At 39.3% G+C, this 26,377-nt stretch carries 27 protein-coding genes; 17 read left to right on the top strand and 10 right to left on the bottom strand.

Annotated elements, in window-relative coordinates; translation table 11 throughout:
• Nucleotides 1–8 precede the first annotated feature (8 nt).
• On the bottom strand, nt 9–1,940 hold the full coding sequence (locus tag J2S05_RS16345) for an ABC transporter ATP-binding protein (RefSeq protein ID WP_306984666.1): 1,932 nt from the start codon (nt 1,938–1,940) through the stop codon (nt 9–11).
• 168 nt (nt 1,941–2,108) lie between these two features.
• On the opposite strand from J2S05_RS16345, the gene J2S05_RS16340 reads away from it, so the two are divergent.
• From J2S05_RS16340 to J2S05_RS16300, 9 genes are all read left to right on the top strand, one after another.
• Nucleotides 2,109–2,756: a redox-sensing transcriptional repressor Rex gene (locus J2S05_RS16340; protein ID WP_306984664.1), complete on the top strand. Its 648-nt coding sequence runs from the start codon at nt 2,109–2,111 to the stop codon at nt 2,754–2,756.
• A gap of 15 nt (nt 2,757–2,771) precedes the next feature.
• Nucleotides 2,772–2,954 (top strand): twin-arginine translocase TatA/TatE family subunit, encoded by a 183-nt coding sequence (locus J2S05_RS16335; protein ID WP_306984662.1) that lies wholly within the window; start codon nt 2,772–2,774, stop codon nt 2,952–2,954.
• An 18-nt stretch (nt 2,955–2,972) separates the two neighbouring features.
• Nucleotides 2,973–3,725 (top strand): twin-arginine translocase subunit TatC, encoded by a 753-nt coding sequence (tatC, locus tag J2S05_RS16330; RefSeq protein ID WP_306984660.1) that lies wholly within the window; start codon nt 2,973–2,975, stop codon nt 3,723–3,725.
• Between the two features lie 36 nt (nt 3,726–3,761).
• On the top strand, nt 3,762–4,595 hold the full coding sequence (locus J2S05_RS16325) for an STAS domain-containing protein (RefSeq protein WP_306984658.1): 834 nt from the start codon (nt 3,762–3,764) through the stop codon (nt 4,593–4,595).
• Between the two features lie 318 nt (nt 4,596–4,913).
• Nucleotides 4,914–5,570, top strand: coding sequence for an ABC transporter permease (locus J2S05_RS16320; RefSeq protein WP_306984656.1), 657 nt, complete (start codon nt 4,914–4,916; stop codon nt 5,568–5,570).
• A gap of 16 nt (nt 5,571–5,586) precedes the next feature.
• Complete coding sequence (locus tag J2S05_RS16315; protein ID WP_306984655.1) at nt 5,587–6,594, top strand: ABC transporter ATP-binding protein; 1,008 nt, start codon at nt 5,587–5,589, stop codon at nt 6,592–6,594.
• Nucleotides 6,591–7,337: an ABC transporter permease gene (locus tag J2S05_RS16310; protein ID WP_306984653.1), complete on the top strand. Its 747-nt coding sequence runs from the start codon at nt 6,591–6,593 to the stop codon at nt 7,335–7,337. Before J2S05_RS16315 ends, J2S05_RS16310 begins: the two co-directional genes overlap by 4 nt.
• Before the next feature lie 20 nt (nt 7,338–7,357).
• Nucleotides 7,358–8,263 (top strand): glycine betaine ABC transporter substrate-binding protein, encoded by a 906-nt coding sequence (locus J2S05_RS16305; RefSeq protein WP_306984651.1) that lies wholly within the window; start codon nt 7,358–7,360, stop codon nt 8,261–8,263.
• Nucleotides 8,264–8,375: 112 nt separating this feature from the next.
• Nucleotides 8,376–8,678 (top strand): hypothetical protein, encoded by a 303-nt coding sequence (locus tag J2S05_RS16300; RefSeq protein ID WP_306984650.1) that lies wholly within the window; start codon nt 8,376–8,378, stop codon nt 8,676–8,678.
• Between the two features lie 56 nt (nt 8,679–8,734).
• Here the strand turns inward: J2S05_RS16300 and J2S05_RS16295 are convergent, their stop codons facing one another.
• Nucleotides 8,735–8,941, bottom strand: a complete 207-nt coding sequence (locus J2S05_RS16295; RefSeq protein ID WP_306984649.1) for a DUF4305 domain-containing protein — start codon at nt 8,939–8,941, stop codon at nt 8,735–8,737.
• Between the two features lies 1 nt (nt 8,942).
• On the bottom strand, nt 8,943–9,671 hold the full coding sequence (locus J2S05_RS16290) for a CPBP family intramembrane glutamic endopeptidase (protein WP_306984646.1): 729 nt from the start codon (nt 9,669–9,671) through the stop codon (nt 8,943–8,945).
• Nucleotides 9,672–9,944: 273 nt separating this feature from the next.
• Here J2S05_RS16290 and groES point away from each other — a divergent pair, with 273 nt between their 5' ends.
• The 3 genes from groES (at nt 9,945) to J2S05_RS16275 (ending at nt 13,207) form a co-directional block, all read left to right on the top strand.
• The gene (gene groES, locus J2S05_RS16285) at nt 9,945–10,229 is read left to right on the top strand and encodes a co-chaperone GroES (RefSeq protein ID WP_306984644.1); all 285 of its coding nucleotides are present in this window, start codon (nt 9,945–9,947) and stop codon (nt 10,227–10,229) included.
• 43 nt (nt 10,230–10,272) lie between these two features.
• Nucleotides 10,273–11,916 (top strand): chaperonin GroEL, encoded by a 1,644-nt coding sequence (gene groL, locus J2S05_RS16280; protein ID WP_306984642.1) that lies wholly within the window; start codon nt 10,273–10,275, stop codon nt 11,914–11,916.
• Between the two features lie 394 nt (nt 11,917–12,310).
• The gene (locus J2S05_RS16275) at nt 12,311–13,207 is read left to right on the top strand and encodes a fumarylacetoacetate hydrolase family protein (RefSeq protein WP_306984640.1); all 897 of its coding nucleotides are present in this window, start codon (nt 12,311–12,313) and stop codon (nt 13,205–13,207) included.
• 148 nt (nt 13,208–13,355) lie between these two features.
• On the opposite strand, the gene J2S05_RS16270 is transcribed toward J2S05_RS16275, so the two are convergent.
• The 3 genes from J2S05_RS16270 to J2S05_RS16260 all read right to left on the bottom strand — a co-directional run bounded on the left by J2S05_RS16270 (nt 13,356) and on the right by J2S05_RS16260 (nt 18,634).
• A complete protein-coding gene (locus J2S05_RS16270; protein WP_306984639.1) occupies nt 13,356–15,338 on the bottom strand; it encodes a YjhG/YagF family D-xylonate dehydratase in 1,983 nt (660 codons plus the stop codon).
• Between the two features lie 293 nt (nt 15,339–15,631).
• Nucleotides 15,632–17,194 (bottom strand): PTS transporter subunit EIIC, encoded by a 1,563-nt coding sequence (locus J2S05_RS16265; RefSeq protein ID WP_306984636.1) that lies wholly within the window; start codon nt 17,192–17,194, stop codon nt 15,632–15,634.
• Between the two features lie 93 nt (nt 17,195–17,287).
• Nucleotides 17,288–18,634, bottom strand: a complete 1,347-nt coding sequence (locus J2S05_RS16260; protein ID WP_306984634.1) for a 6-phospho-alpha-glucosidase — start codon at nt 18,632–18,634, stop codon at nt 17,288–17,290.
• Nucleotides 18,635–18,790: 156 nt separating this feature from the next.
• Between J2S05_RS16260 and J2S05_RS16255 the strand changes: the two genes are divergently transcribed.
• Entirely contained in the window at nt 18,791–19,507 is a 717-nt protein-coding gene (locus tag J2S05_RS16255; protein WP_306984632.1) for a GntR family transcriptional regulator, read from the top strand.
• A gap of 38 nt (nt 19,508–19,545) precedes the next feature.
• On the top strand, nt 19,546–20,064 hold the full coding sequence (locus J2S05_RS16250; RefSeq protein ID WP_306984630.1) for a YfiT family bacillithiol transferase: 519 nt from the start codon (nt 19,546–19,548) through the stop codon (nt 20,062–20,064).
• Nucleotides 20,065–20,113: 49 nt separating this feature from the next.
• Here J2S05_RS16250 and J2S05_RS16245 read toward each other — a convergent pair whose 3' ends face one another.
• The 3 genes from J2S05_RS16245 to J2S05_RS16235 are packed head-to-tail and all read right to left on the bottom strand — an operon-like array spanning nt 20,114 to nt 22,042.
• Complete coding sequence (locus J2S05_RS16245) at nt 20,114–20,788, bottom strand: hypothetical protein (RefSeq protein ID WP_306984628.1); 675 nt, start codon at nt 20,786–20,788, stop codon at nt 20,114–20,116.
• Entirely contained in the window at nt 20,788–21,669 is an 882-nt protein-coding gene (locus tag J2S05_RS16240) for an ATP-binding cassette domain-containing protein (protein ID WP_306984627.1), read from the bottom strand. Before J2S05_RS16240 ends, J2S05_RS16245 begins: the two co-directional genes overlap by 1 nt.
• Entirely contained in the window at nt 21,662–22,042 is a 381-nt protein-coding gene (locus J2S05_RS16235) for a GntR family transcriptional regulator (protein WP_306984625.1), read from the bottom strand. Before J2S05_RS16235 ends, J2S05_RS16240 begins: the two co-directional genes overlap by 8 nt.
• Nucleotides 22,043–22,264: 222 nt before the next feature.
• Here J2S05_RS16235 and J2S05_RS16230 point away from each other — a divergent pair, with 222 nt between their 5' ends.
• The 3 genes from J2S05_RS16230 to hpaB all read left to right on the top strand — a co-directional run bounded on the left by J2S05_RS16230 (nt 22,265) and on the right by hpaB (nt 25,098).
• Entirely contained in the window at nt 22,265–22,999 is a 735-nt protein-coding gene (locus tag J2S05_RS16230; RefSeq protein WP_306984623.1) for a polysaccharide deacetylase family protein, read from the top strand.
• A gap of 80 nt (nt 23,000–23,079) precedes the next feature.
• Nucleotides 23,080–23,523, top strand: a complete 444-nt coding sequence (locus tag J2S05_RS16225; protein WP_306984620.1) for a hypothetical protein — start codon at nt 23,080–23,082, stop codon at nt 23,521–23,523.
• Between the two features lie 147 nt (nt 23,524–23,670).
• Entirely contained in the window at nt 23,671–25,098 is a 1,428-nt protein-coding gene (gene hpaB, locus J2S05_RS16220; protein ID WP_306984618.1) for a 4-hydroxyphenylacetate 3-monooxygenase, oxygenase component, read from the top strand.
• 7 nt (nt 25,099–25,105) lie between these two features.
• Here hpaB and J2S05_RS16215 read toward each other — a convergent pair whose 3' ends face one another.
• Nucleotides 25,106–26,323, bottom strand: a complete 1,218-nt coding sequence (locus tag J2S05_RS16215; protein ID WP_306984617.1) for an MFS transporter — start codon at nt 26,321–26,323, stop codon at nt 25,106–25,108.
• Between the last annotated feature and the right edge of the window lie 54 nt (nt 26,324–26,377).

The raw sequence follows: 26,377 nt of genomic DNA, 5'->3' as shown, positions 1-26,377 counted from the left end.
CTCGATCCTTATTCTTCTAGCTGAAGAGCTTCCCATTCTTCCATTAGAGACTCAAGTAACTGATTAGATGACGTTAGTTCCTCTTGGATCTCAGTGGCGCGAACATGATCAGCATAAATCTCTGGATCACATAAGGCGAGTTCATTTTTATTAATCGTCTCTTCAAGTTCAGCCATTTCAGTTTCAATGGATTCAATTCGACGGAGACGCTGACGTTCTTGTTTTTTTGCTTCTTTATCTTGAGAATAGTTTTGCTTAGGTGCTTGTGCTTCTTTTGTTTGAACTGAACTATTTTTCTGTTCTTCAAGAAGATCAAATTGCTTCTTTTCTTCTTTTTTCTCAAGATAGTAATCATAATCTCCTAAGAAAGAGGTTGTTTTTCCATCCGAGAGTTCCACTGTCCGTGTAGTTAATCGATTTAGAAAATATCGGTCATGTGATACAAATAATAAAGTGCCTGGGTAGTCAATTAATGCAGCTTCAAGAACTTCCTTAGCATCTAAGTCTAGATGGTTTGTCGGTTCATCAAGTAAGAGTAAATTAGCTTTTTGCATCATAAGCTTAGCGAGAGCGAGCCTAGCTTTTTCTCCACCACTTAACGCCGTTACAGGTTTTAGCACATCATCTCCACTAAATAAAAAGTTACCGAGAACAGTACGAATTTCTTTCTCAGGTAATAGGGAGTGCTCATCCCAAAGTTCATCTAGAACGGATTTATTAGATTGGAGATCTGCCTGGACCTGGTCATAGTAACCGAGCGTTACATGAGAACCGAGGCGAATGGTTCCAGTTTCGGGCTCAATTCTGTTTGTGATCGCTTTAAGCAAAGTAGATTTTCCGGCACCATTTGGACCGATTAATGCGACACTTTCCCCTCTGTTAAGTTCGAGGGTTAAATTAGACAAAATTGGCTGATCGGAAAAACTTACATTAAGATCACTTATTCGAAGCACTTCATTTCCACTTTGACGCTTAATATCAAATGAAAATGTAGCTGATTTCTCTGAGCCAGCGGGTCTGTCGAGCATCGTCATTTTTTCTAGTTGCTTTCTTCTACTTTGGGCTCGTTTTGTTGTCGAGGCACGCACCAAATTGCGAGCGATAAAATCCTCAAGCTTAGCAACTTCACCCTGCTGCTTTTCAAACTGTTTTAGTTCTTGCTCAAATCGTGCGGCCTTCTCGTCTAAATAATGGCTGTAATTCCCTGTATATTTCAATGAATGTTGCCTGGAAAGTTCAATTACTCCCGTTACAATTTGATCAAGGAAATACCGGTCATGGGATACGAGTAAGATGGCGCCCTGATATCCAGTTAAAAACTGCTCTAGCCATGATAACGTGTCAATATCAAGGTGGTTAGTTGGCTCATCCAATATCAAGAGGTCTGGTTTAGACAGCAGTAACTTAGCAAGGGCAAGTCTTGTGCGTTGTCCACCACTTAGCTTTGAGATACTTGTCGTGTAGTCAAAGTTAGAGAAGTGAAGCCCTGAGAGGATACTGCGAATATCAGCCTCATACTGATAACCGCCTTCATCCTTAAACGTAATCTGCAGCTCGTCATATTCTTTAAGGAGTTTTGTGTATTGAGTATCATTAGAGAGAACGGTTTGATCAGACATCAAACTCTCTAGTTCTCGAAGCTTTTTCTCCTTTTGGCGTAATGGTTCGAATACAGTTAGCATTTCATCCCAAATTGACCGGTCAGAAGCTAGTCCACTATGTTGTTCAAGATACCCAATTCGAACGCCTTTTGGAATCATCACTTGTCCTTCATCTGGTTGATACTCACCTGCAATGATCTTAAGAAGTGTTGATTTTCCAGCACCATTTCGCCCTACAAGAGCAAGTCTATCTCCAGTTTGAACCTCAAGCTTAACGTTCTTTAAGATAGGTTCTGCAATAAATGCTTTTGAAATATTGATACATTGTAAAACAATCATAATAAGTCCTTCCCATGTACAGTTCTTTTCTATTAGTGTAACGTATATGATGTCATCCTAACAACTTACGAATACTTATTATGCTAACCCTTACATTACTCAAAAAATAGTGTACAATGAAGGTAGTTCTCTCTTCAAAAGAGAATGAACAGTCTCAGGAGGAAACTAATGAAGTCAGAACAAATGAAGATCCCACAAGCAACAGCAAAAAGACTACCGCTCTACTATCGGTTTCTTGAGAATTTGCATTCTTCTGGGAAGCAACGAGTCTCCTCTACAGAGCTGAGTGAAGCGGTCAAAGTAGATTCTGCAACGATCAGACGTGATTTTTCTTATTTCGGTGCTTTAGGCAAAAAAGGATATGGGTATAATGTAAATTATCTGCTCTCTTTTTTCCGTGAAACACTGGACCAAGATGAATTAACGAAAGTTATGTTGGTTGGAGTCGGGAATCTAGGCACAGCATTTTTGCATTATAATTTTTTCAAAAATAACAATACACAAATTGAGATGGCTTTTGATGTAGATGAAGACAAAGTAGGAACTAATGTTGGTGGTGTAGAGATACATGACTTAAACCAGTTTGAGGCGTTGCACACTGAGAACATTACAGTAGCGATTTTAACGGTTCCTGCACCAGTTGCTCAAAAAATTGCGGACAGGCTTGTGGCAGCAGGAGTGAAAGGTATTCTTAATTTCACACCAGCTAGATTAACGGTTCCTGATTCTGTTAGAGTCCATCATATCGATCTCGCCGTTGAACTTCAGGCGCTCGTCTATTTTCTTAAGCATTATCCATTAGATTCACCACAATAAGGAGGATGATTTTGTATGTCACCACTTGGTCCATGGAGTATAATATTAATTGCTATCGTTGCTTTGCTGATTTTTGGTCCAAAGAAGCTTCCAGAACTAGGAAAAGCATTTGGTTCTAGCTTACGTGAATTTAAGAATGCAACAAAAGGTCTTGCTGAAGATGATGATGAAAAGAAACGAGAGAAAGACCAAGTCTAGAATAAGGATGGATCTCATATGAAAGAACAGGACATGGCCATATGGGCTCACCTTGAGGAATTAAGACGAAGACTTTTTATCGTCCTCGTCTTTTTTGTAATGGCGCTAATCGTTGGATTTTTTATCTCTTCACCACTTATCACTTTGTTACAGCAAACGCCTGAGGCACGAGATCTACCAATGAATGCATTTAAGATGACTGACCCCTTGCGAATCTTTATGACGTTTACCTTTGCTATTGGAATTGTACTCATCTTTCCAGTTGTATTGTATCAGCTATGGGCATTTGTCAAACCAGGTCTTCATGAAAAAGAACAGAAAGCAACGCTCGCGTATATACCTATTGCCTTTGTTTTATTTTTAGTAGGGATTGCATTTGCATATTTTGTACTGTTTCCATTCATGCTCTCTTTTATGGCGAGTATGGCTGAACGACTTGATATCACAGAGCAATATGGCATTAATGAATACTTTTCATTTTTGTTTCAACTGATTTTGCCATTTGGGGCATTGTTTCAGCTTCCAGTTGTTGTGATGTTTTTAACCCGCATTGGTCTCATTACACCTGATTTTTTACGCAAGATTCGTAAATATGCTTACTTTGTTTTACTTATAATAGCTGGATTAATTACACCACCTGACTTATTTTCACACTTAATGGTAACTGTACCTTTGCTTTTACTCTATGAAATGAGTATTTGGCTTTCAAAGTTAACCCACCGTAGATACAAAACATCAGATGAAGCCACGCTATCAAAGAAAAAGAAATAGAAACAAACATTACTACTATGGAGAAGGGGTTTTGGAATGCCAAAAATGAACCAGTCTTTATATGATTTCTTAGAAAGTCATGCTGAAGAGATAAGTGAGAAGTGGTTTAAAACACTTGAAGAAGAGGATGTTGACTCTGTTTATTCAGTAAAGGATGAGCAAGCAACTCGTAAACTAATCAAACAAAATAACGATTTCATACATAACTTAAATAATATTTTTACAGAATCAAAGGGCAAAGTACAAGAGAACATTTTTAATTGGATTAATTTAATAGGTGATGATAAAGCACATCTTCAGACGCCGTTGCACCAGATCTTCAGAGAATTTGTTCGTACTCGAGATATCTATCTATCTTATTTAAATAAGTTTGTTGAAGAAGATCCAACCGCTATTCCTAAAGAAAGAGCAGATGAGTGGAGAACAGAAATCGTCAAAACACTCGATTTTACGATCCACAACTTTATTAAAAAAATTGATACGAATACTACGCTTCAACTAGAGGCACAAAAAGAAATGATTAACGAATTGAGTTCTCCTGTTATCCTTCTTCAAGATAACAGTGCACTGCTTCCGCTTGTCGGAGATATTGATACTGCTCGTGCAAAATCAATACTCGAGAACACACTCTCTCAATGTGCAACAAAAGGAGTTGATCATCTTTACTTAGATCTTTCTGGTGTTGTGATCATTGATACGATGGTTGCAAATGAGATCTTTCAATTGATTTCTGCTCTATCTATTATTGGTGTTCGTACGACTTTATCTGGTATCAGACCAGAAATTGCTCAAACAGCTGTGCAGCTCGGTTTATCATTCGAGAAAATCAACATTAAGTCTACATTAGCGCAAGCTTTGGCGAGTAGCTGATGATAAATAACCACCTAAAGAGTGATTCTGCCACAAGATGGTGGAAGAGCTCTTAGGTGGTTTTTAATTGTTTAATCATAAACAAACTAGTAGCAGGGTTAAAGAGCATTTAGCTTAATACATTTGCTGTTCGAATTGTATTCTACATTCGGACGGCTTTTTTTGTTTCATCGTTTAAACATATGGGTATACATACGTATCCTTTACTGGATAATCCCCCTCACTAGTCATGTGAAGATTCTCACCTACTCGCTTCAAAGATCCCCTAGTTCTATTCCTTGATATACATACTAATTTCATAGGAGAGTGATTACGTACATGTCCGATTGGATTCAGTTCTTAGAAATCAACCAATCAACGATTATTACTATGACGGTTGAACACATTGTTTTGGTTGGTCTAGCCCTATTGATTGCAATCGCAATTGGGGTATCGATTGGTATCTATTTAACAACTAATGATGAGTTAGCAGAGACGGTTCTTCAAGCGGCATCAATTTTGCTGACGATTCCGAGCATTGCACTTTTCGGTATTATGATTCCATTTTTCTCTATTATCAATCAAGGTATCGGTTTTGTGCCCGCTCTTACTGCCTTGGTGCTATATTCTCAACTCCCGATTATTCGCAATACATATACCGCGATTAAAAATGTTAGTCCAGAAGTGAAAGATGCAGCGAATGGTATTGGCATGACAAATAAGCAGAGAGTTCTTCGTGTAGAAATTCCAAATGCTATGCCTGTCATTATGGCTGGGATCCGCACAGCGGTTGTCTTAAATATCGGCATTGGAGTCATTGCTGCATTTATTGGGGCTGGTGGACTCGGTGGTCTGATTGTACAAGGTATCACAAGGGGAGATCAGTACTCTATTATTGCCGGAGCGGTGGCTGTTTCATTACTTGCCATAATTGCGGATGGCATCTTACTTTTTATTCAAAAAATGCTAACACCAAAGGGACTAACCCAATCATAAAATTTGAGGTGAACAGATGATAAAGTTTGAGCAAGTTGTGAAGAAGTATACAAGTGATGTAACAGCTGTTAAAGAAGTAAGCTTTGAAGTGAATGAAGGAGAAATCGTTATTTTTTTAGGTCCATCTGGCTGTGGAAAAACAACACTGCTTCGAATGGTGAATCGATTAGAAACAATGACTGCTGGAGATATACAAATTAATGGTAAAAGTATAAGTGACCTAAACGAAATCGAACTGCGGAGACAGATTGGCTATGTCATCCAAAGTAATGGGCTATTTCCAAATATGACGATAGAAGAGAATGTAGTCATTGTGCCTGATCTACTTGGATGGAAGCCAAAAAAGAAGCGGGAACGATTTGATGAACTTATGAAACTGATTGGTCTAGATCCAAACGAATTTAGGAAACGGTACCCAAATGAGTTATCTGGTGGTCAGCAACAGCGTGTTGGTGTAGCGAGAGCGTTAGCCGCGGATCCACCGGTAATGTTAATGGATGAACCGTTTGGTGCGCTAGATCCATTAATTCGCGAACGGATTCAAGATGAATTTCTTCAGATTCAGCGCGAAGTCAAAAAGACGATCTTGTTTGTTAGTCATGACATAGATGAAGCGATCAAGATGGCTGATAAGATTGTTTTAATGAGAGATGGAGAAATTATGCAGTTTGGAACGCCTTCTGACATTCTAATTAATCCGGCTAATGACTATGTTTCCTCATTTATTGGAAAAGATCGTGCGATTAAGCATTTAAGTCTTCATACTATTGCAGAGCTAGAAGCAGAGATTGGTCTTGTAGGGCTTGATCAGTCGGTAGAAGATTCTAAAACAGTCCATGTTGATGCAGATCTGCGTAATACATTGGCAATGCTTTTGAATCAAGAGGCGGATCAAGTGGTTGTGCTTGATGATAACGATCAAGAAAAAGGAGCTATTACGATTGATCTTGTTCAGAAATACCTGCATCTAGAGATGAAAGTTCGTCCGAAGACGAAAAAACAATCGGAGCAGGTGATCCAGTGAATAAGAATCAATTAATCAATCGGATTGTAAAGATTGTTTTGTATGCTTTAGTTTTACTATTTTTTGTTTGGACAGCCGCAAATGGTTATTATAACAAGATCTTTACAGACTCTGAAACCTTTTTCGTGTTATTCGGAGAACATTTATTACTTGTAGCCGTTTCATCAATACTAGCTGTAATAGTGGCACTTCCACTAGCTGTGTTTGTGACAAGGCCAAAATACCGCAAGTTTGAATGGATTACTTCTAATATTGCTAACCTTGCGCAAACCGTTCCAAGCTTAGCTGTTCTTGCACTTATGATTGGTATATTAGGCATTGGCTTTACTCCTGCCGTATTTGCCTTATTTATCTATTCGGTTTTGCCTATTTTTCGTAATGCTGTAGCTGGTTTTAATTCAATAGATACAGATATGAAGGATGCAGGTAAAGGGATGGGCATGACCTCTTCGCAGATTTTTTGGAGAATTGAAGTGCCAAATTCCAGTTATGCCATTATTGCTGGTTTACGTACGGCCATCGTATTAAACGTAGGAACCGCTGCATTAGCCTACTATATAGGTGGTGGAGGCTTAGGTGTATGGATTTTTACGGGGATAAATTTATTTGATAATAGCTTTTTACTTTCAGGTGCTGTGCCTGTTACGTTAATGGCCATTGGCATCGATTCCTTACTTGCCTGGTTAGGGAGAGCAGTCACTCCAAAAGGTTCAAAACCACCTGCTATGCAGGCTGTAGATTAAGGAAGAAGGGAGGATATTTGATGAAACGAATCGTTGGCATGATACATATCATTATGGTTTTGGCTTTGCTTGGTGGGTGTAGTGTATTTGGCGCAGGTGGGAAGCAATTAACCCTTGGAGCCAAGACATTCACAGAGCAACAGCTTTTATCTGAGATGACCTTTCATTTACTTGAAAACGAAGGGTATAACGTAAGGCAGATGTCAAACCTAGGTAGTAATGTAGTGAGGACGGCCCTTGAAAACGGACAGGTTGATTTGTATTGGGAGTATACAGGGACTGCATTGGTAAGCTATATGAATGAAGAGCCAATCGCAGATCCAGCAGAAGCCTATGCTGAAGTTCAACGTATTGATAAAGAGAACGGAATTGATTGGATCAATCTGTCTGAAGTAAATAATACGTATACGCTAATGATGCGAGAAGAGGAAGCCAATGAACTTGGCATCGAAACATTGAGTGACTTAGCTGAATATATTAATGACAATCCAAACACACTCTCATTTGGAACAGATGGTGAATTTGCGAACCGGCCTGATGGTCTGCCAAGTGTAGAAGAGACCTACAATTTTGAGTTTGGTGCGGCTCAGCTTAAACAGATGGATGCTGGCTTAATCTATGAAGCATTATACAATGAAGCGCTACACGTTGGTTTAGGATATGAAACAGATCCTAGAATTGATCAATATGATCTAATCCCTTTAGAAGATGATCAATCGGTCTTTCCACCATATAATGTAGCTGTAACAATCAATGAAGAGATCTTATCCGAATATCCTGATATTGAAGAAATTACGAAAGACTTAGCTGATCGATTAGATATCGAAATCATGCGCCAGCTAAATTATGAAGTTGATATAGAAGGTCAGAGTGTTTCGATCGTTGCGTATAATTGGTTAGTTGAGAATGGATTATTAGAAGAATAAATAAGAGTGAGGAGAGCAGAGTGATTTGCTTTTCTCTTTTTTTTGATAAAAATGTTTTGAAAAAATGTGTAAGGGTATATAAAATCATGATAATAAATTTGGAGGAACCGCGATGAATAAACTTCATGTTTGGATTCCGCTATTCTGTATGGTTTGTTTAATTGGATCGATTAATAGTGAGCCTTTATATAGCTCATATAGCTCGTCACCAAATCAAACGAACACTGCTCAATTAGATGAATTACAACATTCCTATACCTATGCTGATGAATTTGAACAAGGAATTGAATCTTATACCCTTTCAGAAGGCGATAGCTATAAAAATGAAAGGAAACTTCGTGTTTACCGTGTCTCTGTAACACTAAGTGAATTTGCTGTTAGGAAAAAGCCTACTCATGCACCAGAAGATCTATAATAAAAAAAGCCCATCCACAAGGAATAGGGCTTTTAAGTATGTTCACATTCATTGTTTTAGTCTTTATCCTGCATGTTCTTAATGGCCTTGCGCAGAACAAGAAATCGAATGCCTACAAAGAAATCAAACGCAGCAAAAGCGATGATAAAGAAACTGAAGAAGTTCCAACCTCGCTCACCCACTTGTTCTTGTGCAAGGTAAACTAAAATTGCACCAAGAATTAGATAAAACATGGACATTGCAACTGGAGAAGCCGTTCTCATGTTAGCCTCCTATTAATCGCAAAATCAGTGATTGCTGCATGCTTAACTGTTCCATTTGCTCCACCAGCCTTTCAATGTCATCAATAAATACGACTTGAACAAGAACAACAAACGAGTTAAGGGCAACATGTGCAATAATTGGAACGATAATTCGTTTGCTAATGACATATAGAAATGCAAAGGCATAACCCATTGCTAGATAGATGAGCAAGTGCTCAAAATCCCAATGTGCTGCAGCGAAGATTAAAGAACTAAGCGTACTTGCAAAGAAAAAATTCAATTTCTTATGAAGAGAACCGAACAAGACTTTACGGAATACAATCTCTTCAATAATAGGTCCAAGAATGGCAATGATCACAATCATAAAAGGGAAGGCCCTGCTCAATTGCACTAGACTCTCTGTATTATCAGATCCTGGCTCTATGCCAAAGAGAGAGGTCTCAATTAAAGCTGCTGCAAACTGTGCAACAAAGACTAGAAAAACCCCAGCTATAGACCATATGATGGTCATACCAATTGTTGATCGTTTAGGATCTAGACTTCCCGCACGCATATCAGGTAGTAGAAGTAGAAAAATGATAAGCGTACCAAGGATGTAACTTGTAACTAGTGCATACCCAACTGAGTTCAATTCTGAAAACCCTAGGCCAAAAAATAAAAACTGGAGGGGAACAGCTCCAAAAAGCATCGCTACAAAGGTTACGAGGATAAACCAATACCGTATGTTCAAAACAATTGCTCCTTTTTTCTATGTCTAATCATTTGTTCATTTTATCATAGTCTGTGCAGAAAATCAGAAGGGATGCTTGCTAGCTATGACGAATAGTAAATGAAGGGTGGCAGAAGGCATCTTACGCAAAGTTAGAAGTGTTTCGACAAAAAAAATCAATCAAATCACTTGCAAAAGAATGCTGTAATGATTATGATAAGAATTGTGTTAGCACTCATAGTGAACGAGTGCTAATAAGACTACTACATAGTTCTTAAAGGGAGGGTGTTTTCCTTGTTAAAACCATTAGGTGATCGTATTGTTTTAGAGCAAATCGAATCAGAGGAAACAACAGCAAGTGGAATCGTATTACCGGATTCTGCAAAAGAAAAACCACAAGAAGGTAAAATCGTTGCTGTAGGATCAGGTCGTGTAACTGAGAACGGCGAGCGTGTTGCGCTTGAGCTTAAAGAAGGCGATTCTGTTATCTTCTCAAAATATGCAGGTACTGAAGTGAAATATGAAGGAAAAGAATATTTAATTTTACGCGAGAGCGATATTCTTGCTGTAATTGGCTAAATAAAGAGCTCAGACTCAAGATTTTAATAGGAGGCATACAACAATGGCTAAAGATATTAAGTTCAGTGAAGACGCACGTCGTTCGATGCTACGTGGAGTAGACGCACTTGCAAACGCTGTTAAAGTAACGCTTGGACCAAAAGGACGTAACGTTGTTCTTGAGAAAAAATTTGGTTCGCCACTTATTACTAATGATGGTGTAACCATCGCTAAAGAAATTGAACTAGAAGACGCATTTGAAAATATGGGTGCTAAGCTAGTTGCAGAAGTAGCAAGCAAAACCAACGATATCGCTGGTGATGGTACAACGACAGCTACTGTACTTGCTCAAGCAATGATTCGCGAAGGTCTTAAAAACGTAACATCTGGTGCTAACCCAATGGTTATCCGTAAAGGGATTGAAAAAGCAACAGCTGCTGCTGTACAAGAGCTTCAAAAAATCGCAAAACCAATTGAAGGAAAAGAGTCAATCGCACAGGTTGCTGCTATTTCTTCAGGTGATGATGAAGTCGGCCAAATCATTGCAGAAGCAATGGAGCGTGTTGGAAACGACGGCGTTATTACAATCGAAGAATCAAAAGGTTTCTCTACAGAGCTTGAAGTTGTAGAAGGTATGCAATTTGACCGTGGATATTCTTCTCCATACATGGTTACAGACTCTGACAAAATGGAAGCTGTACTTGAGAATCCGTATATCCTTATCACTGATAAGAAAATCGGAAACATCCAAGAAGTACTTCCAGTTCTTGAGCAGGTTGTTCAGCAAAGCCGTCCAATCCTAATCATTGCTGAGGATGTTGAAGGCGAAGCTCTAGCAACTCTTGTTGTGAACAAACTTCGTGGAACATTTAATGCAGTAGCTGTTAAGGCTCCTGGATTTGGAGATCGTCGTAAAGCAATGCTTGAAGATATCTCTGTTCTAACTGGTGGAGAAGTGATCACAGAAGATCTAGGACTTGATCTTAAATCTGCGAACATCGCTCAACTTGGTCGCGCAAGCAAAGTTGTTGTAACAAAAGAAAACACAACAATCGTTGAAGGTGCTGGTCAAGCAGATCAAATCGCTGGTCGCGTAAACCAAATCAAAGCTCAGCTAGAAGAAACAACTTCTGAGTTTGATAAAGAAAAACTTCAAGAGCGTCTTGCTAAGCTTGCAGGTGGAGTAGCTGTTCTTAAAGTTGGAGCTGCAACGGAAACTGAAATGAAAGAACGTAAGCTTCGCATCGAGGATGCCCTGAACTCTACGCGCGCAGCAGTAGAAGAAGGAATCGTAGCTGGTGGTGGTACTGCACTTGTTAACGTACTTAAAGCTGTTCAAGCTGTAGATGCTACTGGAGACGAAGCAACGGGTGTAAACATTGTGATCCGTGCGCTTGAAGAACCAGTTCGTCAAATCGCTTACAACGCAGGCCTTGAAGGATCTGTCATCGTAGAACGTCTTAAAGGTGAAGCAGTTGGAATTGGTTTCAACGCTGCAACTGGCGAGTACGTAAACATGGTTGACGCTGGTATCGTTGACCCTGCTAAAGTAACACGCTCTGCTCTTCAAAACGCAGCAAGCGTATCTGCAATGCTTCTTACAACCGAAGCCGTAATCGCTGATAAGCCAGAAGAAAACGCTGGCGGAGGCGGTATGCCTGATATGGGCGGCATGGGTGGAATGGGCGGCATGGGCGGAATGATGTAATCATTCGCTCGTGAGCCTGATAAGAGAAAGCCTCAGTAAAGATTTATACTCTTTACTGGGGCTTCTTTTTTTATGAGTTTTTATAGCGTGTAAACTTTGGTGCTATACGAAATTCGCCTATAATGCTCAAAAACAGAACGGAATTGCTCAGAAAAAACGTTAGATGCTCAAAAAAGTGTTAAATGCTCAAAAATGTAAGCTTGCTGCTCAAAAAAAGCTTATGGATGCGCAAAAAAGTCAAAAATGCTCATTTTTATTGAATTTGTGCGCGAAAAGCTAGTCCACAAAGAATAAGGTAGTATAAATGGAATATTAATTGACAATTACACCAGTTAAAACTACAATGTAAGCGCATTCAATAATTCACAAATTCAAAGCAGAAAGGACATGATGTATGAGGATTATTCGTTATAAAACAGTCAGCGGAAAACAATTGGCAGCAGTGACGGAAGATAATCTGGTGTTTGATCTACCCTTTTCTGATTTTGTATCAATGGTCACAGAAGCGCAGAGTCAGAATGAAACACCGCTAAATTTGGTTCAGCAATTCTCAAAAAATCAATCCCACCTAGCTTTGGCTGAGCTTGAACTTACCACTCCACTAGACGCTCCAGAAGTATGGGCAGCCGGCGTCACCTACAAAAAAAGTAAAGAAGCGCGTAACTATGAAGCTACTCAAGGAAAGCTAAATGCGGAAACTTTTTATGATAAAGTCTATGATGCTACACGTCCTGAGATTTTCTTTAAGTCCACAGCAGCCAGAACGGTAGGTCCAAATGATCCTGTATACTTACGTTCGGATTCAAATTGGCAGATTCCAGAGCCAGAGTTAGGATTGGTCCTAGATAAGAGTGGTAACATCCTAGGCTATACTGCAGGAAATGATATGAGCTGTCGAGACATCGAAGGAGAGAATCCATTATATCTTCCTCAAGCAAAGGTTTGGAAGCATTCATGCTCCATTGGTCCATCGATTATATTAAAAGAAGCGGTGGTTGATCCATATGAGTTTGAAATTATTTGCCGGATTTTCAGAAATGAAGAATTGGCATTTGAGGGAAGGGCGCAAGTAAATCAGTTGAAGCGTAAATTAGAAGAGCTAGTTCATTATTTAACACTGGATAATGAAATCTTTGATGGAACCATTCTATTAACTGGAACGTGTGTTGTTCCTCCAAACGAATTTACATTACGTGAGCATGATCGAATTGAAATTGAGATTCCAGGCATTGGTATTCTAAATAATCCTGTTCTGCAAAGTGATCATTCAACGAAAACACATTCACTTTGAGTGACTGATTATTGCAGCAAGAGGAACTGCAAACTGTTTAGCAAGAGCGATGTTTTTCTTGAAAAGAGATTAATCTGATGTAGCAAGAATCTGACTAAACAAAAATAGTAGAGATAGACCATTAATGTGAGGTCCATCTCTACTATTTTTAATTATGTTGTTTAGCCAGTGCTTCTTCTCCGGCTTTTAATACTTCGATGATACGATCGACGTCATAGACGCTACCTTTCCACGTTCCTCCACTTACATGTTGCAAAGCGGCCCAAAGGCGTGTGTCATCAGGTAAGTTTGGTGCTGGCCTAATATCACCGTTTTTTGTTCGCTGTTCAAGAACGATTGCCCCATTGGTAGGTGTCAGCTCCGATTCGATAGACCCTAGAAAGTGAAGATGACCTTCTAGATTGACCGTGTCAATTTGGATTTCGATTAAATCGCCATCTCTTAGCTTTCCAATCGGACCTCCAGCTAGGGCTTCGGGCCCTACATGACCGATACATGCACCTGTTGAAACACCAGAAAATCTGGCATCAGTAATCAATGTGACATATTTTCCATAAGATAAATGCTTCAGGGCAGAGGTTAGCTGATAGGTTTCTTCCATACCGGTTCCTAATGGGCCGCAACCAGAGACAACCATGATATCGCCCTTCTGAATCATGTTATTTTTAATGGCTGCAATGGCTGCTCGTTCACTTGAAAATACTTTTGCGGTATTTTTATGATAATAGATCCCTTTCTCATCAATCACGTCAGGATCTATAGACGTTGATTTGATAATGGCCCCCTCTGGAGCTATGTTTCCAATTGGAAAGGTAATGGTCGAACTCATACCACGTGCTTTAGCTTGAGATGGGTTCATAATCACTTCTTCCGGATTTATTCCGTCCGCTTCAATTAAACGCTGTTTCATTTTTTCTCTACGTTCGGATTTCTCCCACCAATCAAGGTTCTCACCCAGTGATTTGCCGGTAACCGTTAGAACATTTAAATCAAGTAAATCTAAATCTCTAAGATGGAGCATCACCTCTGGAACTCCTCCTGCAAGATATGCCCGGATAGTCGGGTGATAATCGGGTCCATTCGGAAGAACGCTGACAAGTCGAGGCGTTTCCCGGTTTACTTGAATCCAATCTTCAACGGTTGGAACCTTACATTTGGCTGCATGTGCGATAGCCGGAATATGCAGAAGGAGGTTTGTTGATCCGCCAAAAGCTGCATGAACAACCATGGCATTACGAATGGATGCATCAGTAACAATATGTTTTGTTTTGATTCCTGTGTTTTCCATATGAATGATTGCTCTAGCTGATTGTCTAGCCATCTCCTTCCAAATTTCCTGGCCAGAGGGTGCTAAGGCGGCGTGGGGAACGGATAGTCCTAATGCTTCGCTTACGACTTGTGCGGTTGCGGCAGTACCAAGAAACTGACAGCCACCTCCAGATGTAGCGCAAGCTCTGCATCCAAGCTCAGAAGCTTCTTTAAGAGAGAGCTCATTATTGGAATATCTGGCACCGATGGTTTGGATCTTGCCAGCATCTTCACCAAAAAGAGGAGGCAGTGTGACCCCGCCTGGTACAAGAATCGTTGGAAGTTCATGCATTGAGCATAAGGCAAGCAGCATGGCTGGCAGACCTTTATCACAGGTAGCAATACCAATGACAGCTTTCCTAGTTGGCAACGAACGGATGAGTCGGCGGTACACAATGGCTGCATCATTGCGGTAGGGAAAAGAATCAAACATTCCATCGGTACCCTGAGTCCGACCATCACAAGGGTCACTAACGTATGCTGCAAAAGGCATACCTTTTGCTTTTGTTACTTCCATTGCGGCTTCTCTCATTAATAGATCTACTTCCCAATGTCCAGTATGGTAACCAAGTGCAACGGGTTGACCAGTGTGATCTTTCATTCCACCTTGTGTACTGAGTAATAACACTTCCTTACCAAGCAGCTGATCTGGCTTCCAGCCCATACCTACGTTCTGAGATAAGCCAAACAGATCACCACTAGGGGATGAGCGAAGCATTTGATCTGTCAAAGGAAGACTTCCTTCTGCGCCAGGAGCAGCGGTTTTAATTTTGTACATCTCATCAGTCGGTGTCTGTAATAAATCATCAATCGAATAATTCATGACAACCTCCTTATTTAAAGCGCTTACATTATTATATAAGGAGTTTGGGCTGATCACAATATAAAGGGAACATGATTGTATGAAGCAAATGCTCAAAAAAACCGAAGTGATGCTCAAAAATGTCCATATTCGCTCAAAAAAGTGTTAAATGCTCAAAAACGAAGATCATGTGCTCAGAAAAATAGGCTGAGCGCTCAAAAATGATTAGAATGCGCGAATTTTTGTTGTATGTGCGCAAAAAAGAACCTGCACGCACATCTTCACGCGCGAACAGGTTCTTCTTCAATAGTTAATTAATCATCTTTCTTCAGTAAATCAAGAATTTCATTTTTATATAAATCTGATTTTCCGCCAAATACGGCTTGAATGTTTTTGTTGTACTTCATAACCCCGGCAGCACCAAGTGCTTTGAGTTGAGGTTCATTTATGGCTTCTGCATCTTTTACGGTAACACGAAGACGAGTAAAGCATGCATCGACTTCTTCAAGATTGGACTCTCCGCCAAGTGCTTCTAGAATATCTTTAGCTTTAAGTTGATAGTCTTTTTTATCTGTTTGTACGTCCGTTGCTTCTTCAGAATTTTTATCATTAAAATCTTTTCTAGTATATAACTTTGTTTCTTGTCCACCTCGACCTGGTGTGGCTAAATCCCACTTGTTAATCACAAAGGAGAAGAGGAAGTAATAGATAACAAAGAAAATGGCACCGAGTACAATGTTCATCCACCAGTTGTTTGTTCCTGGTATGACATTAACAAGTACATAATCAATGAGTCCTGATCCACCTGCCCATCCTAAGTTGACATTTAACATGTAGGCAACAGCAAAACTAAAACCTGTTAATAAAGCATGGATACCAAATAGGATTGGAGCGACAAACAAGAAAGTAAATTCAAGTGGTTCAGTAATACCCGTTAGAAATGCTGTACCAGCAGCCGCGATTAATAGTCCTTTTACGATTGGACGATTGTTTTTATCAGCTGATTTGTACATAGCTAAGGCAGCCCCAAGCAAACCAAACATAATAATAGGGAATTTACCTGCCATGAATCGGCCTGCTGTTACGTCTACACCAGCAGCAATTTGGGCAAGGAAGATATATTGATCTCCTGAAACCATTTGCCCTGCAACTTCCATTGTTCCACCTAGACCTGTCCATAAGAAAGGAGCATACCAGATGTGATGAAGTCCTGTAGGGATAAGGATTCTTTCCAGAAATCCATAAATACCAATATAGATTGGATTTGTTGAGTCACCAGCAATGACATTCGCTACAGCATCAATTCCTGTTTGGATGGGTGGCCAAATGAGTATAACCAAAAATGCTAGAATAATAGAAAGAAAAACCATGACAATCCCCACCGAGCGGTCACCCGCGAAGAAACCAAGCACCTCTGGAGGTTGAAAACGTTTGAATTTTGAATGAACCCAAACAGCTAGCAGACCCACAACTATTCCACCGAGCACGCCCGTTTCAAGTGTTGGAATTCCAAGTGCAAGGACGTATTCACCTTCAGATGCGGCCATTTCCGGGGTGATTCCAAGTACAATCGAAATGGTTGTATTCATCATGATGTAACCAAGTAAAGCAGCCAAACCAGCAATTCCTGAACCGCCAGACAAACCAATGGCTACACCTATAGCAAAGATGATAGGCAAATTCTCAAAGATGGTTAAACCTAAGCGAGACATTCCTTCGCTTATGGCTACAACAGTATCATTTTGTAAAAAGGTAAAGACATCAGTTAGTGGTCCGGTTAAAGCCGCACCTAATCCTAGTAAAATCCCTGCTGCGGGTAAGAGTGCAACGGGAACCATTAAGGCTTTCCCGAATTTTTGTAGTGAAGCAAAGTTCATCGTCTTTCCTCCTAAATTGTTCAGCTTAGAATATGGTAACGCTATCATGCGGTGTTAGAAATAGGTGGCGGTAATACATACCGCCATGTTCTATTAAGGTGTATATGCCTTTTTTTTTGTTAAAGTTGGCCAATAATCCTTGTTAGCCTCGATAAGGTCATCCAAAATGGCACGTGCTTTTGGAGCATCAATCACTGTTCTGTTTAACGTTAAAGCTTGCATCAGTTTGTTATAGCTTTTCTCAAACCAAGCATCCACAACTAACTTTTCAAAAGCAAGCTGTCCTTCAATCATTCCTTTATAGAAAGTAGGGATCTCCCCAACCGCATATGGTTTTGGACCTTGTGCAGTTAGTGCAGCTGGAACTTCAACCATCGCATCATCTTGGATATTAGAAATAATGCCATTGTTCTTTACGATCACGATGTACGTTTCTCCTTGATTATAAGCAAGAGATGCTGCGACACGGATCATGTAACGACCATGGATATCCACTTCAAGCTCTACATTTTTTGTTGATCCATCCTCAATGATTTGCTCACTTAACGTATGAACTCGTTTTTCTCTACCATTAATTACTTGGCGAGCTCGTGTATTCTCGACATCATCTTTATCAACCATATCAGATGGATACAAGTAATACTGTAGATAGGTATTAGGCAGGTACTCTGGGTAATCGTTTAGCATAACTTCTACTTGTTTAAACGTTTTAATCCATGAAGGATCATTAACAATTTCAGAGTCTTCAGGGATAAATCCATCTTCAGTGATAGCTCTCTTAATATCATCCGTTAATCTATTTCCTTGTTTGTCATAGATATCTGTAAACCAGCCATAGTGATTTAAGCCAAAATATTCAGGGACAAGATCCCATATTTCTTTTCCGAGTATTTTAGCGTAGCTAACCATAATCGCAGCAGGCATATCACATATATTTAAGATTTTTTTATCATGCGGGAACTGTCTTTGAAGCGCTTCTGCTACGATTGCTGCTGGATTTGTATAGTTCAAAATCCACGCATCAGGTGCATATGTGCGAATATCCTCGACAACCTTAATCATGTCACCAATGGAGCGAAAGCCATAAGCCATACCACCAGGCCCACATGTTTCTTGACCAACTACACCATGTTTTAGTGGAATCTGTTCATCTTTTTCTCTCATGGCGAGTCCACCGGTACGGATTTGAACAAAAACAAAATCAGCGTCTCTATAAGCTGTCTCTTTATCGGTTGTCCATGAGAATGACTCTAGCTCAGGATATTTTTCGTGAAGAATAATATCAACGGCTTTAGCGATTTTCTCTTGTCTTTGTTGATTTGTATCATAAAACGTGATGGTTCTTAATGGAAACTGTTTTTTTTCTTCTATTAAACTCATAATCATTCCGATTGTATATGTGCTACCGCCACCTACAATGACTAGGTTTTGTTTCTTCATAAATAGCCTCCTGAATATTTGTATTATATTTATATTGGTTTTTATGTATACGAATATAATACAAAAAGATGAAACCGTCAACAATTAGTGGTGTAGATGGCTTGAAAAATTATATGATATAGTATGAATACAATTGATCGTGAAAAGGAGCCTTGTATGAGCAAACATTCACCGCTTTATCGAAAAATAGCTCAACAAATGAAAGAAGAAATATCAAAAGGAGAGTGGAAGGAAGGGAACGCCATTCCAACTGAATTGATGCTTTCTGAAACGTACCAAGCAAGTCGTGTAACTGTTAGACAGGCGATTAAAGTTCTTGTCCAACAAGGACTTCTCTATAAAATTCAAGGTAGTGGCACGTATGTGAGTGAGCATAAATATGAGCATAATATCTATGAATTGACTGGATTTACTGAGGAGATGCGTGCGCTAAATAAAAACATCATTAATAAAGTTCTTACCTTTTCTGTCATTGAGCCAGAGGAAAGGATTGTTCAAGCGTTAGGTTTGGAGGAAGCAGAGAAGGTTTACTATATCCGAAGGCAACGCTGGGCTGATGACATCCCACTTATTGTGGAGGATACATATTTGCCTTTAGCATTGTTTCCTGATTTGACATATCAAATTATGGAAGGCTCCAAATATGATTTTATTGAATCAGTGAAAAAGTTAAAGATAAAAGACAGCTATCAAGAAGTCATTCCAATCCTTCCAACAGAAGAAATTCAAGAATTACTCCAGCTTAAAGAACAGATACCGATTATAAAAGTACAGTTATTATCTACACTCAAAGACGACAGAGTTTTTGAATACACGGATTTGTTTTTTAAGAGTGATGAATACAAATTTACCATTACTGCGAATCGATCGTAAGTTGAGGCGAAGATAACTCATATAAAAGGAGGGACCGTATGGATCTACGCTACCCAATCGGGCAATTTGATCAACAAACAATCATCAATCGTGACCAAATTGAACAATGGATCAAAGATATTGAGCAAGCTCCCATTCAGCTAAGAGAAGCTGTGCAAGGCTTAACAGATTCCCAGCTTGATGAGTCATATCGACCAGGAGGCTGGACTATACGTCAGGTTGTTCATCATGTACCCGATAGCCATATGAATGCGTATATCCGTTTTAAATTAGCTCTAACAGAAGATCATCCGACGATTCGCCCATATTACGAAGATCGGTGGGCCGACCTTCCTGACTCAAAGCATCCAATTGAAGCTTCACTACAAATGCTTGAAGCTCTTCACAATAGGTGGACAAAGCTTTTACATGCTCTTAATGATTCCGATTTAGAACGAGTCTTCCTGCATCCAGAGAGTGGAGAAGTTAAACTTGCAACAAATATTGGTATCTATGCATGGCATGGGAAACATCATATCGCTCATGTGACCTCTTTGCGAGAGCGGATGGCCTGGTAATAGAATAAAGCAGCCATAGGACCTCCAGTCCAATGGCTGCTTTTATCTTTTATATTTTGATACGAACGTTTTTCGTTAATGAACGAACGGCTATCATTGTTCCAATAATTAAAAGAATAATCAATGGAATTCCTAAAAGGTCTGGCAGATTCACTACAGGTAGGAAGTCAAACATTTGCGCATTCTCTTCTCCAACCAGAAAATCAAAGATGGAGACAATCAGAATACCTCCTCCAATAAAGAGCATACCTATTAACCAGTGAAAGCGGTAGAATCCTGCCATAATAAACCAACCAATAAAGTAGAACAAAACATATCTTAAAAATAAGCTCAAAAGGATTGAAAATGAAAAATCAGGATACACAGCTGCTTGCCATCCTAGTGCCGGTAAGGCTAGGACTTCTAATAAAAACGTACTGATAGCTGCTGCTACTGTTAAGAGAAAACTATACAATAGGGCTGAAGCAGTTATGCCTATAAAATAGTCTCGCCTAGTGATACCATTAGATACGATATAAGAAAGTAAACCCATATTCATAATTCCTAGTATAAGCATAAAAACTTGAGTAGCTTGCCGACTTGTATCAAATAAAGACCAAATCTCTACCGCTGCGAAGATGGTAGCAAGTAAATGAACTAAAACCATCGTAATAAAAAACCAAAACGCCCAGCTTGCATAATAAGAGTTGAATTTTTTATAAATAAGTTTTGCCTTTGGATTCATTATGAGTCAGCTCCTTCCTCAGTTAAGTGGATAAATAAGTCTTGCAATGCGATTGGACCAAACTCTAAACCACTTTCGATCGCAGCTTGTCGTTCGGCATTCGTACGTGAGCCAAATACCATGACTGATTTTGTGTTACCGAGTGTCTGTTCTTTGAGAATTGTCTTACCTGCGGCCCAAGCATCTACCTTTTCTGTTGTACCTGTAACAGATACTCCTTCTGTTAGTAGTTCCTCCGTATTTTTCTGCATAAGCAATGATCCTTCTTTTATAATTAAGACTTCTTCAAATAATGAATCCATCTCTGATATTAAGTGTGTAGACAGAATAATCATCCGTGGGTGCTCCATGTAATCCTTTAACACTTCTTCATAAAAAATCTCTCTGGCTGGCGCATCCATTCCAAGATAGGCTTCATCAAAAATTGTAATGGGGCATCGACTGGCGAGTCCTAATGTCACGGTTAAGGCGGATTTCATCCCTCTTGAGAGGTTATACACTTTTTTGTTCATAGGAATTTTAAATCGTTTTACTAAATGAGCTGCATAATCTGCATCATAATTTGCTCTGAAGCTTCCTCGGTCATCTAGCCATTTTTTTGCTTTGTCGTATTCGTATTCAAACGATTCTTCTTTAATAAAGGAAATCTGTTCAACAATTGATGCGTCTTCAAAGATGTCACGGTTGTTCATCTTAAGTGTTCCGATAGTTGGAGAATGATACGCAGCAAGCACTGAAAGTAAGGTTGTTTTACCTGCCGAATTTCGACCAAGCAATCCAATGATTTTATTCCCGCTCAAATCAAAAGAAATATCATTCAGGATACGATTTTTTCCAATGTGAAGCGAAAGATTCTCTGCTTTAATATGAGGTTCACTCATCGTTATTCCTCCCTTTTAATTCATTCATCATCTTTTCAATTTCCTGTTGAGAAATGCTAAGCTTGTTCGCTTCCTGTAGCATCCTATACACAAATTCTTCTTTGAAATTTTGTTTTCGTTGATCAATTAGTTTTCCACGTGCTCCTTCCGCGACGAACATTCCAACCCCTCTTTTCTTAAATAAAATACCTTCGTCAACGAGTTCATTTACTCCCTTTAACACAGTTGATGGATTGATCTTATAGTAGGCTACAAGCTGGTTTGTCGATGGAGCTTTTTCACCCTCTTGAAGAACTCCCTCGACGATATCTTCTTCAATCATCTCACGTATCTGTTGGAAGATCGGGCGATTATCATCTAATGTCGAACGCACAATGTAAGCACCTCCTGGTTTATAGTATTATGGTTAGTTGGTTATGTGACTAACCATATAACAAGAACACTTCTCTTGTCAAATCATTTTCTGAATACTTGAGTCAAATAAGTAAATACTGAATCTGGAATATATGTTTGTTGTGGTTTTTGAATAGTTGATCCTATGTCTTCATACACTAACTTGATTAATCATCTCCTTGAACGAGCCAGGAGGGTAAATATGAGGAAATTGTTAGTGGGATGCCTTTGTTTGGGGCTATTATTACTGTTAAATGAAAGTGTTATAGCAAAGGATCGGTTTGATTATGAGCAGACAGGTAATGCGATATGGGATATCCCTACAACAAAACCCTTAATAGCTCTTACGTTTGATGATGGGCCACATCCAATATACACGGAAAAAATCATGAATCTTTTAAATGAGTATGAGGCTAAAGCGACATTTTTTGTAACGGGTTCTCAAGTAGAAAAACTTCCAGAAGTTGTCCAGCAACTAACGGAGTCTGGTCATGAGATTGGAAACCATACCTATCATCATTTTAGTGAACAGAAAATGACCAAGCAGGTGTTACGCTCGGAGATCAAACAAACGGAAAAAAAAATATTTGAAGTAACTGGTGTTTATCCACAATTGTTTCGGCCGGTTGGAGGCTACTATGATGATGTGATCATAGATACAGCTGCAGAATTGAATTATCAGGTCATTATGTGGTCGTGGCATCAAGATTCATTTGACTGGGCGAATCCAGGGGTCGGAAAGATTATTCAAAATGTATTACCACGATCTCAAGCAGGAGATATTATTTTGTTTCATGATGCGGGAGGCAAAAGAGTCCAAACGATTCAAGCTCTTGAGGTGATTATTCCCTCACTAATTGAGCAAGGTTATGAGCTTGTAACCGTATCAGATCTTATAAATATGACAAATCATTGGACATTGTTTAAACAATTATAAAGTTATTGCAGGTTTTTGAAGGATTTTAAGAGATAAAGTCGAATCATCTCTATAGTAGACGATCTGGGAGGGAAGCGACTATGACTCATCAACTTTTTGTTTATCTAGATAAAGAGCAGGAGCGATTAAAAAATAAAAAATCCCCTGTTGAAGAAAGAGAACATCGTTTTTACGATGTGGTAAATAAGCTTTATGACCAAATTGATACCGCTTTAAAACCGGCTGTAGAAAAAGAGCAACTTGAAACAGTTGATACGGCAATCGGGGCAAATCGGTTCAATTTAAAAGGAAAGCTAATTAAGGCTTATGGTAAGAAACCGGTTATTTTGATTCCGGATGTAACGGCAAGTCAGCGTGGAGAGTACAAAATCTCCATTCAAAGCGGAGCAACTATCTTGCAGAGCACGTATTTCTTTTATGATGAAGGAAAATGGAAGTCTACACGTCACGAATTCGGTGGTACACAAAAAGCCGAATTGAATGAGGAGACGTTCCTTGATATTTTGTTAATATTGATTCGCTAAAAACAAAAAGCGGGGGTCATCTATGATGGCTCCCGCTTTTTATTTTTTAGTGAAAGCTATTCACTTATGGGACTACCCATTCGAACCCAACCCGCCCTTCTCGCATAAATATGAGCATGAATATTATATATCTAAGGGTGGGTGAGTATGGGTACAGCAACAGGAAAGGAATACTTAGATCGTATTAATGCATTAAATAATGAGATATGGATTGATGGCGAACAAATACAAGGTAAAGTGTCAGAGCATCCAGCTTTTAAAGGAGTTCTTGAAAGTAAAGCAAAACTATATGACCAAGTAAAGCAAGATCCTGATATGCTAATGGATTCAACAAAACAAAATAATTTCTCATATGAAATTCCTCGAACAAAGGAGCAACTCGTAAAACGTCGGCAGGCAATTAGATCATGGGCATCTCAGTCAGTAGGTACGCTTGGACGCTCCCCTGATTATGTGAGTTCAGCTATCATGGCTATGGCTGGTTACTCTGAGTACTTTGGAGAGTACAAAGAGAATATCGAAAAGATATATGAAGAAGCCCGAGAAAAAGATTATACATTTACGCATACGTTTATTAATCCACAAGTAAGTAGAAAGTTCTATTGGCCAGATGGAGATGACGAAACAATTATTGCAGCAAAGGTTGTAAAGGAAACAGAGGAAGGGTTAGTCATCCGAGGGGCAAGGTTGTTAGCTACTCAGGGAGGGCTCACAGATCAGCTGCTTGTCTTACCAGCGGGAAGTTTCACGGATTCAGCTTATCTCTTTGGGTTCTGTATCGCATCTAATACCCCTGGTCTTTCTTTCATATGCAGACCATCCTATGCTAGTGGAGTAACTAGCTTTGACCAACCACTAGCAGCTCGATTTGATGAAGGTGACGCGATGGTTGTTTTTAACGACGTACTAGTTCCTTGGAATCGTGTGTTCTTATATGACGATTCAGATATCTCATCTGGTTTAAAGACAGGAACAGGTATGGAGCAATTTCTCCTCTTTCAGGCAGCAAATCGGCAAGTAGCCAAAACAGAGTGGATTTTGGGTATTGCTCAACTGATGGCTGAAAGTTTGAACGTTACCGAGTACCAGCACATACAAGAGAAAATCAGCGAAATTGCGATGGCTCACGAAATTATGAAAGGTTTTGTGCTGTCATCAGAAGAACAAGCAGAATTAAATGAAGGAGGAGTACTAGTACCAGATGGCACTCAATTAAAGATGGCCTTCCATTATTATCAGAAAGTCTATCCTAGATTAACTGAAATCCTTACTCTGCTGGGAGCGAGTGGTTTAATATGTATCCCAACAGAAAAGGATTTTGACTCACAAATAGAGGAATCACTCACTTTGACATTACAAGGTGAAAGGATATCCGCGAGGGATAAGGTTAAACTTTTCAGATTAGCTTGGGATCTCACAATGAGTTCATTCGGCTCGCGTCAGACGTTATATGAACGTATGTTTTTTGGAGATCCCGTTCGAACGCCAGTCTCCATTTATTCAACGTACAAAAAAGAAGCAGCTAAAAATTTAGTCAGTACTTTTTTAAATATTAACCAGCAGGAAGAGGATTAGGTAGGGATCAAGAAGGTAGGTCATGGCGATCTACCTTCTTTTCTGAGTTCTTCATTCGTAAAACAACCCAAGTCAGTGAAAATCCAACCATACCAGTAAGGGATATCAATACTGAAACTTGATACATCTGCTGTCCGCCAAACGTTTGGAAAAGCCAGCCACCAAGTGTACCTGCGATAATCCCCGCAATTCCACTAAAAGCAAGAGTGAATAGTGCTTGCCCACTTGCTCTGTATCTTGCTGGGATAATTTGAGACGTCAATGTCGTGCCAATATAATAATAGGTTCCAAAGGTAATGCAATGTAGGATTTGAACATAAAGGATATCCGTGGGAGTCGAAGCAAGACTCATTAGATACCATCGTAAAGCAAATAACAAACTAACAAATGCAAGGCAAGCAATCATCACAATTTTGTTTGGTTTTAAGTAGCGATCTAACAATAAAAAGACGGGGAGCTCAAAGATAGCTGTAAGCAAAGCAGAATAGCCAATCATTTCAAGGCTGCCGCCAAGTTCGACAATATAAAGGGAAACAAAGGTTTGATTCATTGCATTTGGAACGGCTAGAAGAATTCCAAGAAAAAGAAACAAAAGAAAAAAACGATTACCAAGAACATTCGCTGTGTACCCACCTTTTACAGCTCGTACTGGTTCAATCTTTTTAACTTTTGGAAACCATAAGATGAGCAAAAGCGTAAGAATAAGAAGAATACTATATAACACCCATAACTGATTGATACCTGCTACTGCGATGAGTGGACCAGCGAGTCCTGCCATGATGGCATACCCAAGAGAGCCCCATGCACGTACGCCTCCAAATTTAGTCGAAGTCCCACTGATTGTATGAAGAACTAAACTGTTACTTTGTGAAAAGGATGGTGTTTGAAATAGGAAAAATACGAGCATCGCGATAAAAACATAAGCAGGAGTATGTAATTGAAAAACAAATTGAACAATAATCAGATTTCCTATTAACATCAAGATTAGGATGAAACGGATATTTTGAAGGCGATCCCCCCAATAAGCCCAAAATGGATTTGCAAAAATCGCAACAAAGGGTCCGCCAGCCATAAGAAAACCAATGGTAACCGTACTGTAGCCAACTTCCTGAAAGTACACAGGAAAATAAGATAACAGAATAGAAATAGATCCATAAAGAAAAAAGAGAAACAGTTTTAATTTTAAAAGTGAGCGCTTCCAATTTTGATCTTGGTTACTCGACATAAGCTTCCTTTCATAATGAAATAATGTATGTTTTATTTTTAGTTTAATACAAAT

This window comes from Alkalicoccobacillus murimartini (assembly GCF_030813245.1).
Lineage (GTDB): Bacteria > Bacillota > Bacilli > Bacillales > Bacillaceae_D > Alkalicoccobacillus > Alkalicoccobacillus murimartini.
This window is presented reverse-complemented; position numbering and strand designations above follow the sequence as displayed.